The sequence below is a fragment of the Komagataeibacter ossonobensis genome (genome assembly GCF_057359305.1).
Genome location: NZ_JBXAYQ010000029.1, coordinates 36633 through 44245 on the forward strand (window position 1 = coordinate 36633; position 7613 = coordinate 44245).

Here is a 7613-nt window from a genome sequence, read left to right on the forward strand (position 1 = left end):
TATAAGGTATGAACCACTCCATGCGCCCTTTCCTGTCCATTACCATGGCCTGCGCCATGACGTGGGGCCTGCCCGCGCGGGCGCAGGTGTCGCAGCCCGGCCCATCCTTCCACGAAGCAGTCGTGATGGCGTGGGCTATTGATCCCGTCCGTACCGAACTGCAGGTCGGCCACCATTCTGCTCGTGCCCGCGCCAGTGCCGCGGGCTCATGGTTTGCGGGTGGCCCGACCCTGTCGGGGGAATATATGGATGACCATATGATAGGCAGTAATGAGGGCTACACAACGTATCAGGGCGGGGTGTCGGTGCCGCTGTGGCTGCCGGGGCAGGGAAGTGCCACGAAACAGGTAGCAAGCGCGGAAGCCGCGTCCATTGACGAGCAGCTCAATGTCGAACACATGGCTTTGTCCATCCGGGTGCTTGATGCCGCTGCTGCGGCCCTGATCGCGCGTACCCGGGTGGACGTGGCCCATGCCTCATACGATGCGGCGGCGCGCATGGCCATCAGCGCCACGCATGCGGTGCATGGCGGCGAACTGGCCTCGGCAGATGGGCAGTTGGCGCAGGCCGCGATGGAAAATGCCCGCAATGAACTGGCTCTGGCACAGGAAGAAGCCGAGAACGCTGCTGCGGCGTTGGAAGTGCTGCTGGGGCGCCCGGTTGTGCCCGACCTGACCCGTTATGGCGGCAGCGACGTGACACAGGCGCGTTTTGTCAGCCCGCGTGACATGGAAGACAATGACCCCCGCATCAAGGTGGCGCACCGCAATGTTGAAGCCGCCGAGGCCAACATGAAGCTGGCGCGCCATTCCTTCATGCCCAACCCGGAAATCGGTGTGGATGCTATCCATGAAAAGCAGTACGGCAGCCCGTGGGATGACCGCGTGGGACTGAATTTCAGTATTCCCCTGCCCAGCGAAGTCCGCAATACCCCCATCATGTCCGAAGCGCGCAACCGGCTGGCCACGGCCACCAGCCAGGAAACACAGGCCCGGCGCATGGTGCATCTGGAAATGATGCGGGTGCGGGAACGCCTGATTGCGGCCACCACGGCGCGGCGAGCGACGCAGCTTGCCGCCGAAAGCATGGAACAGCGTGCCACGGCACAGGAACGCGCATGGCGTGTGGGCGAGGCCAGCCTGGATACGGCACTTGCCGCCCGGCAGGCGGCGGCCAATACCCGGCTGACCAGCGCCCGGGCCGAGATGGAATGGCATGTGGCCAGCATCCGCACGCTGATCGCAACAGGCATCGTGCCATGATGCGCATTGCCCTTGCCCTGCTGCTTCTGGGGGCAGGTAGTCTTCCGGCTTGGGCCGAAGAGGGCGCGCTATCCCCGACCGTGAAGCTGGATGCGGCGGCAGTCGCCAATGAAGGCGTGAGCATTACTACGGCCACCGCTGGTACGCTTGCGCCCGTGTTGCCGGTCATGAGCCGGGTCATGCCCGATACGACGCGGGTCGTGCATATCCACCCTGCGGGCAGCGGCAAGGTGCTGGCAGTGCTGGTCCAGCCGGGCACGCCCGTACGGCGGGGGCAGGCGCTGCTGCGCTATCAGGATCATTCCCTGCATGTCGCACGCCTGCAGGCGGTCCAAATGCGCGCGGCGCTTACGGCCGCCGTCGCGGCCCGGGCCGATGCGGCGGGTGCGGTGCAGCGGGCAAAGGCCCTGGCGGGCGAGAGCCTCTCCATGGCCGAACTGCACCGCAGGCTGGATGTGCTGGCGCAGGCAGACGCCACCATGCGCGCACGGCAGGCGGATGTGGACACGCTGGGCCACCGCTTTTCTGAGGAATTCAATTCATCGTCGGAACAGGACAGCCAGGGCGTAGAGGATGAAACCTCCACCCTGATTTCCCCGCTCGATGGCATGGTGCAGGTGATCAGCACGTCGGTCGCGGGCGACGTGGACCCGAGCATGGATGTAGCCACGGTGGCTGACCTGTCACGTATATGGCTTGTCTCGGACATCCCGCCCGATCAGGCGGCGCGGATCGAATCAGGCGGCCAGCAAGTAACGCAGGTACCCGGTGGCCCGCTCATTTCGCGTATCGATACGGTGGATGGCATGGCCAGCCCGCTGACCGGGCTGGTCCGGGTCATCAGCAGCGTGGCCAACCCAACCGGCGTATTGGTGCCCGGCATGGTGCTGGATGCCACGCTGGCCCAGCGCAACAGTGTTGCGGGCATTGTCGTGCCGTCCGAAGCCCTTCAGCCTATTAACGGGTGTAGCGTCGTGTTCGTGCGGATGAGCGAAACCGATTATCGGCCCGTCGTGGTTGATGTGGCGCTCGATGACGGAACGCGGGCAGTGCTGCGCTCCGGCCTGAAAGGCGGCGAACCGATCGTAGGGCACGGTAGTTTTGCCCTGCGTTCGGTCATCGGCCTTGCCGGCTTGGACGCGGACTGATGGCGCGCAGGTATCTCGAGGCCCTGCTGCGCGCGCGCATGCTGGTGCTGGGCGGGCTTGGCCTGCTGCTGGCGGCGGGACTGATGGCGGTTCTGGGCCTGCCGGTGGAAGCCGTGCCGGATATTTCGCCCCGGCAGGTGCTCGTCTCGGTCGTGGCCCCCGGCCTTGCGACGGAAGAGGTGGAAAAGCTCATCACCTTCCCGCTTGAAGCCAGCATGACCGGCATTCCCGGCATGACCGACCTACGCTCCGTCTCACGCGGCGGCGTGTCGGTGGTGTATGTGCAGTTTTCCGATGAGACCGACATCAACCTCGACCGTACCCGCGTCAATGAACGTATCCAGCAGGCACGCGCCAGCATATCCGTGCCCGGCATCACCGTCAGCATGGGACCGCTGGCCACCGGCATGGGCGAGATCATGCAGTTCCAGATCCGTGGCGCCGGGCGCTCGCTCATGGACCTCAACCGCATCATGAACTGGACCGTGGTGCCGCAGATGCGCCTCGTGCCCGGCGTGGTGGACGTGAACGTCAATGGCGGGGCGGAGGAAACCTATGAGGTGACACTGGACCCCGCGCGGCTGATTGGCAGCAACCTGTCGGCAGGCGAGGTCTATCGCGCGGTCGATGCCAGCAATGCGGCATCTGGCGGCGGGTGGATCACCCACCATGCCGAACAGCAGAGCGTGGTCGGGCGCGGGCTGGTGGGTAGCCTTGCGGATTTTGGCAATATCGCGGTGCGCACCAACCCTGATGGGTCCGCCGTGCGCCTGCGCGACCTTGGCCGCATCACCACCGGCGCGCGCACCCGCCTTGGCGCGGTAACCCGTGACGGGCAGGGCGAGATCGTGATCGGCGTGGTGATGATGGAAAGCGGGGCCAGTTCCAACGCCACCCTTGCCGCCATAGACCGCGCCCTGCCGGGCATAAGGCAGGCGCTACCCGCAGGTGTTACGCTGGAGCCCTATTACAGCCGCGCCACCCTGACCGGGCAGACCATCGCCACCGTGCGCGACAATCTGGTCATGGGCGCGGTGCTGGTGGTGGGCGTGCTGGTGGTGGTGATCGGTAGCTGGCAGGCAGCCCTTGTCATTGCGTCAGTCATTCCGGTGGCCCTGGTCTGCGCCATGGCGGGCATGCGGCAGTTCGGAATTTCGGCCAACCTGCTCAGCCTTGGCGCGATCGATTTCGGCATGATCGTCGATGGCTCACTGGTGGTGATCGAACATGTTCTGTCACGGCGAGAGGAGGAACCGGAGGCGGAATTCGTTCCGCTGGTCATCTCATCAGTGCAGCAGGTGATGCGCCCGGTAGGGTTCGCCATACTGGTCATCGTCATGGTCTACCTGCCCATCCTGACCCTGCAGGGGATCGAGGGGCACATGTTCCGCCCGATGGCGCAGACGGTCATCATGGCGCTGCTGGCATCGCTTGCGTACTGCTTCATCTGCATACCCGTTCTGGCCAGCCTTGCGCTCAGGCATGTCCGACCTGCGGGCGATACCCGGCTGATCGCCTTCATGCGCCGCCCCTATACCTATATGGTGACATGGGGGGAGGCGCATCCGCGCATTTTGTTTGGGGGCACGATTGCGGTGCTGCTGCTCTCTGCGGGGCTGGCTACGCGACTGGGCGGCGAGTTCATTCCCCAGCTTGACGAGGGCGCGCTGGCGGTCACGACCACGCGGCTGCCCTCGGCCTCGCTTGACACCGTTCTGGCCTCGGTCACGAAGCAGGAGCAGATCCTGCGCCGCTTCCCCGAAGTCTGTTCCGTGGTCAGCAATACCGGCACATCGGCCATTCCCACCGACCCGATGGGCATGAACGAGACCGACAGCTTCATTTTCCTCAACCCGCCCTCCACATGGAAAACCGCCCGCACGCAAGCCGGGCTTGTCGCCGCGATGGACGACACGCTGCGGCGCGAACTGCCCGACGCGCTGTATTCATGGAGCCAGCCGGTGCAGATGCGCATGGATGACCTGCTCTCTGGCGTGCGCACGCAGATTGCCGTCTCGATCTTTGGCGATGACCTGGCCACACTGGCCGAACTGGGCGATAGGGTCGTGGCCACCATGTCAGGCGTGAAGGGGGCGGCGGACGTGGCGGCAGCGGGCGATGGCACCGTACCGCTGATCGTGGCCGACATCGACCGCTCGCAGGCGGCAAGCCGCAACGTGGCGGTGCAGGACATTCTGGATACGGTGGAGGCGATTGGCGGGCATATCGGTGCCCGGCCAGTCATTGTGGATAACGCGATCATCGGCACGCAGGTGCGCCTTGACCCGCGCATTGCCGGTTCGACTGCCGCGATTGGCGCGCTGCAGGTCCGGCGGATGGACGGGCGGGGGAATGTCCTGCTGTCACAGGTGGCGCATGTGCATGAAGTCGATGGCCCACCGCGCATAAGCCGCGACCGGGTGCGCCGTCGCATGGTGGTGCAGGCCAACGTGCGCGGGCGGGATCTGGCCTCCTACGTGGCCGAAGCTCAGGCCCGCGTGGCGCGCGACGTGAAACTGCCTGCAGGCTATACCATGCAGTGGGACGGGCAGTTCCGTAACCTGCAATCGGCCATGCAGCGGCTGGAAATCGTGCTGCCCATCGCCCTTGGCCTGATCTTCGCGCTGCTGGTGGTGGCGTTCGGGGCTATGCGGCCAGCCCTTCTGGTCTTCATCAACCTGCCGGTGGCGGCGACCGGCGGCATCGTGGCGCTGACACTGCGCGGCCTGCCGTTCAGCATTTCGGCGGGGATCGGCTTCATCGCGCTGTTTGGCGTGGCGATCCTCAACGGCGTAGTACTGCTCAGCGAGATCGCGGCTCTGCGGGCACGCGGCATGGCGGTGGCGCAGGCGGCCTTTGCGGCGGCTGAATCCCGCTTCCGCCCAGTCATGGCCACAGCACTTGTCGCCAGCCTTGGCTTTTTCCCGATGGCGTTTTCAGACAGCGCGGGCGCCGAGGTCGAGCGCCCCCTCGCTAGCGTGGTAATCGGGGGGTTGGTTACGTCCACGCTCCTGACGCTGCTGGTATTGCCATCACTGTATGCCCGGGTCATGCGGGAAAGGGATAAAGACTGATGCGTATCCTTATTGTTGAAGATGAATACGATCTGGGCGTGGCGGTGCAGGAGCGCGTGCGCCAGGATGGGCATGCGGTGGACTGGTTCACGACACTGGAGGACGCGCGTGCCGCCATGGCGACGGTGGATTACGATTTCATGCTTCTCGACCTTGGCCTGCCAGATGGGAACGGGCGCGACCTGCTGCGTGACATCCGGCGGACGTCAGCGAATATTGCCATCCTTATCACCACGGCAGAGGACCAGATCAGCGATCGCATCGAGGGGCTGTCTGAGGGGGCGGATGACTATATCGTCAAACCCTATGACCTGAATGAACTCGTGGCCCGCATTGTTGCAGTGGCCCGTCGGTATGCATCACCGCGCAGACAGGCGTGCTGCCGCGTGGGGGACATTACGATAGACCGGGAAAACCGTTCCGTATCGCGTGATGGCGAGCGGCTGGACCTGACCGCGCGGGAATGGACCATCATGGAACTGCTGTCGCGCAGTCCGGGGCGGATCTATTCCCGTCAGCAAATCGACACGGTCCTTTATGCGCTGGACCGGGATGTGGACAGCAATACCGTCGAGGTCTTCATCAGCCGCCTGAGGCGCAAGGTAGGCAATACGGTCATCCGGACTATGCGCGGCCGTGGCTACTGCCTCGATGCAAGGAGCGGCTCATGAAAAGCTGGAGTCTGGCCACACGGATTACCAGCAGTGTACTCATGGTCGTCATACTGGGGCTACTTATCCTCAGTATCGCGGTGGGTGGATTTACCCGCTACGAGGTGACGGAACGGTTGGACAATTCGCTACAGGAAGTGTCCGAGCGCCTGCAGACGGCAGTCGCGACACGGTTGCATGAGTCAGGTGCCGCACCGTCCATCGCCTGGCTGCCAGAGGTTGGGCCGCGCACATTGGCCTATCAGGTCGTGGATGTCGCAGGGCATGTCGTGTTGCGTTCCCAGAATGCCCCGCCGGACGCATTTGTGCGCAACTGGCGGACCGGGTTCGCCAATGTGCCGCATTTTCGCGTTTATATTGCGGATCTCATGGCGCAGAAATACCGTGTTCTTGTGGGCGAACCGATTTTTCACAGGCGCGAGGCCGTCCGTCGCGCGATGCTGATTTCTGTTGTGCCCATGCTGCTTTTCCTGCCGGTGATCTGGTGGCTGGTGCGACTGGTCGTGCGGCGCGCCCTGCGCCCGCTGGACCGCCTGCATGACGAGATGCGCGCACGTGGCAGTGGCAACCTTCAGCCCATTCCACTGCTTGACCTTCCTGATGAACTGATCTCCATCCAGCGTGCGGTCAATACGTTGCTGACGCGACTGGAGGCGGCACTCTCTACCGAACGGGCTTTTGCCGCTAGCGCCGCACATGAACTGCGCAATCCGCTGGGTGCCCTGCTGGCGCAGGTACAGATGCTGGGTCGCATGGTGCCCGATGGGTCGGATGCGGGCAGGCGGGTGGACATCATTGCCGACCGGACCCGCCGACTGGGGCGAACGGTGGAAAAACTCCTGCAGTTTTCCCGCGCCTCGTCCGGTGTTGCCTTTCGGCGCGACCGTTTTGACCTACTGACTGTCCTGCATGTCCTTGTCGATGACCTTGGGCACAATCCGCGTGAGGGACAGCGTATTGTCATGGTGTCGGACGGGGGCGATCATATATTCGTACATGGTGACATGGACGCCACCGGAATCATGCTGCGCAACCTGCTTGAAAACGCCCTGATGCATGGGGGGGGCGATATGCCCGTGCAGGTGGCCGTCCTGCAGGATGGCGGCATTGATATCACGAATGATTGCCCTGCAATGCCGCCGGACATGTTGGCGCGCCTGACCAACCCATTCGTGCGCGGCGGCAGCGGGACGCATGGTAGCGGCCTTGGCTTGGCCATCGCCAATAATATCGCAACCCAGATGGATGTAATCCTGCGCCTACGTTCCCCGCTAGCAGGGTCTGACAGGGGATTTGGTGTCTGTATCACCTTTCCAATCCCGGAAGTGACATAATGACTTGTAGCGATAAGAAATGGATATATCGGAAGCACGTCTTGTATCCACCCGCGCGATGCCTCTATTCGGAATATTTTGAAAAGCCGGTTCCCTTGAATCGTATATTGTTGTTTCCTGATGC

5 protein-coding genes are annotated in these 7613 nt (G+C 63.7%); all 5 read left to right on the plus strand.

Annotated features, from left to right (window positions below; all coding sequences use genetic code 11):
• The first annotated feature begins 8 nt into the window (after nt 1-8).
• The 5 genes from AC1RQ9_RS14015 to AC1RQ9_RS14035 are packed head-to-tail and all read left to right on the plus strand — an operon-like array spanning nt 9 to nt 7489.
• Nucleotides 9-1262: a TolC family protein gene (locus tag AC1RQ9_RS14015; protein ID WP_110507684.1), complete on the plus strand. Its 1254-nt coding sequence runs from the start codon at nt 9-11 to the stop codon at nt 1260-1262.
• Entirely contained in the window at nt 1259-2410 is a 1152-nt protein-coding gene (locus tag AC1RQ9_RS14020) for an efflux RND transporter periplasmic adaptor subunit (RefSeq protein ID WP_110507685.1), read from the plus strand. Before AC1RQ9_RS14015 ends, AC1RQ9_RS14020 begins: the two co-directional genes overlap by 4 nt.
• Nucleotides 2410-5484: an efflux RND transporter permease subunit gene (locus tag AC1RQ9_RS14025; protein ID WP_010515559.1), complete on the plus strand. Its 3075-nt coding sequence runs from the start codon at nt 2410-2412 to the stop codon at nt 5482-5484. Before AC1RQ9_RS14020 ends, AC1RQ9_RS14025 begins: the two co-directional genes overlap by 1 nt.
• A complete protein-coding gene (locus AC1RQ9_RS14030) occupies nt 5484-6155 on the plus strand; it encodes a response regulator transcription factor (RefSeq protein ID WP_010515560.1) in 672 nt (223 codons plus the stop codon). The genes AC1RQ9_RS14025 and AC1RQ9_RS14030 overlap by 1 nt, the downstream gene beginning before the upstream one ends.
• Entirely contained in the window at nt 6152-7489 is a 1338-nt protein-coding gene (locus AC1RQ9_RS14035) for a sensor histidine kinase (protein ID WP_010515561.1), read from the plus strand. The genes AC1RQ9_RS14030 and AC1RQ9_RS14035 overlap by 4 nt, the downstream gene beginning before the upstream one ends.
• Nucleotides 7490-7613: the final 124 nt, after the last annotated feature.

Bases quoted from the DNA above. Each gene is read 5' to 3' on its own strand.
- AC1RQ9_RS14030 (WP_010515560.1), top strand. From the start codon at position 5,484: ATGCGTATCCTTATTGTTGAAGATGAATACGATCTGGGCGTGGCGGTG.
- AC1RQ9_RS14025 (WP_010515559.1), top strand. From the start codon at position 2,410: ATGGCGCGCAGGTATCTCGAGGCCCTGCTGCGCGCGCGCATGCTGGTG.
- AC1RQ9_RS14020 (WP_110507685.1), top strand. From the start codon at position 1,259: ATGATGCGCATTGCCCTTGCCCTGCTGCTTCTGGGGGCAGGTAGTCTT.
- AC1RQ9_RS14035 (WP_010515561.1), top strand. From the start codon at position 6,152: ATGAAAAGCTGGAGTCTGGCCACACGGATTACCAGCAGTGTACTCATG.
- AC1RQ9_RS14015 (WP_110507684.1), top strand. From the start codon at position 9: ATGAACCACTCCATGCGCCCTTTCCTGTCCATTACCATGGCCTGCGCC.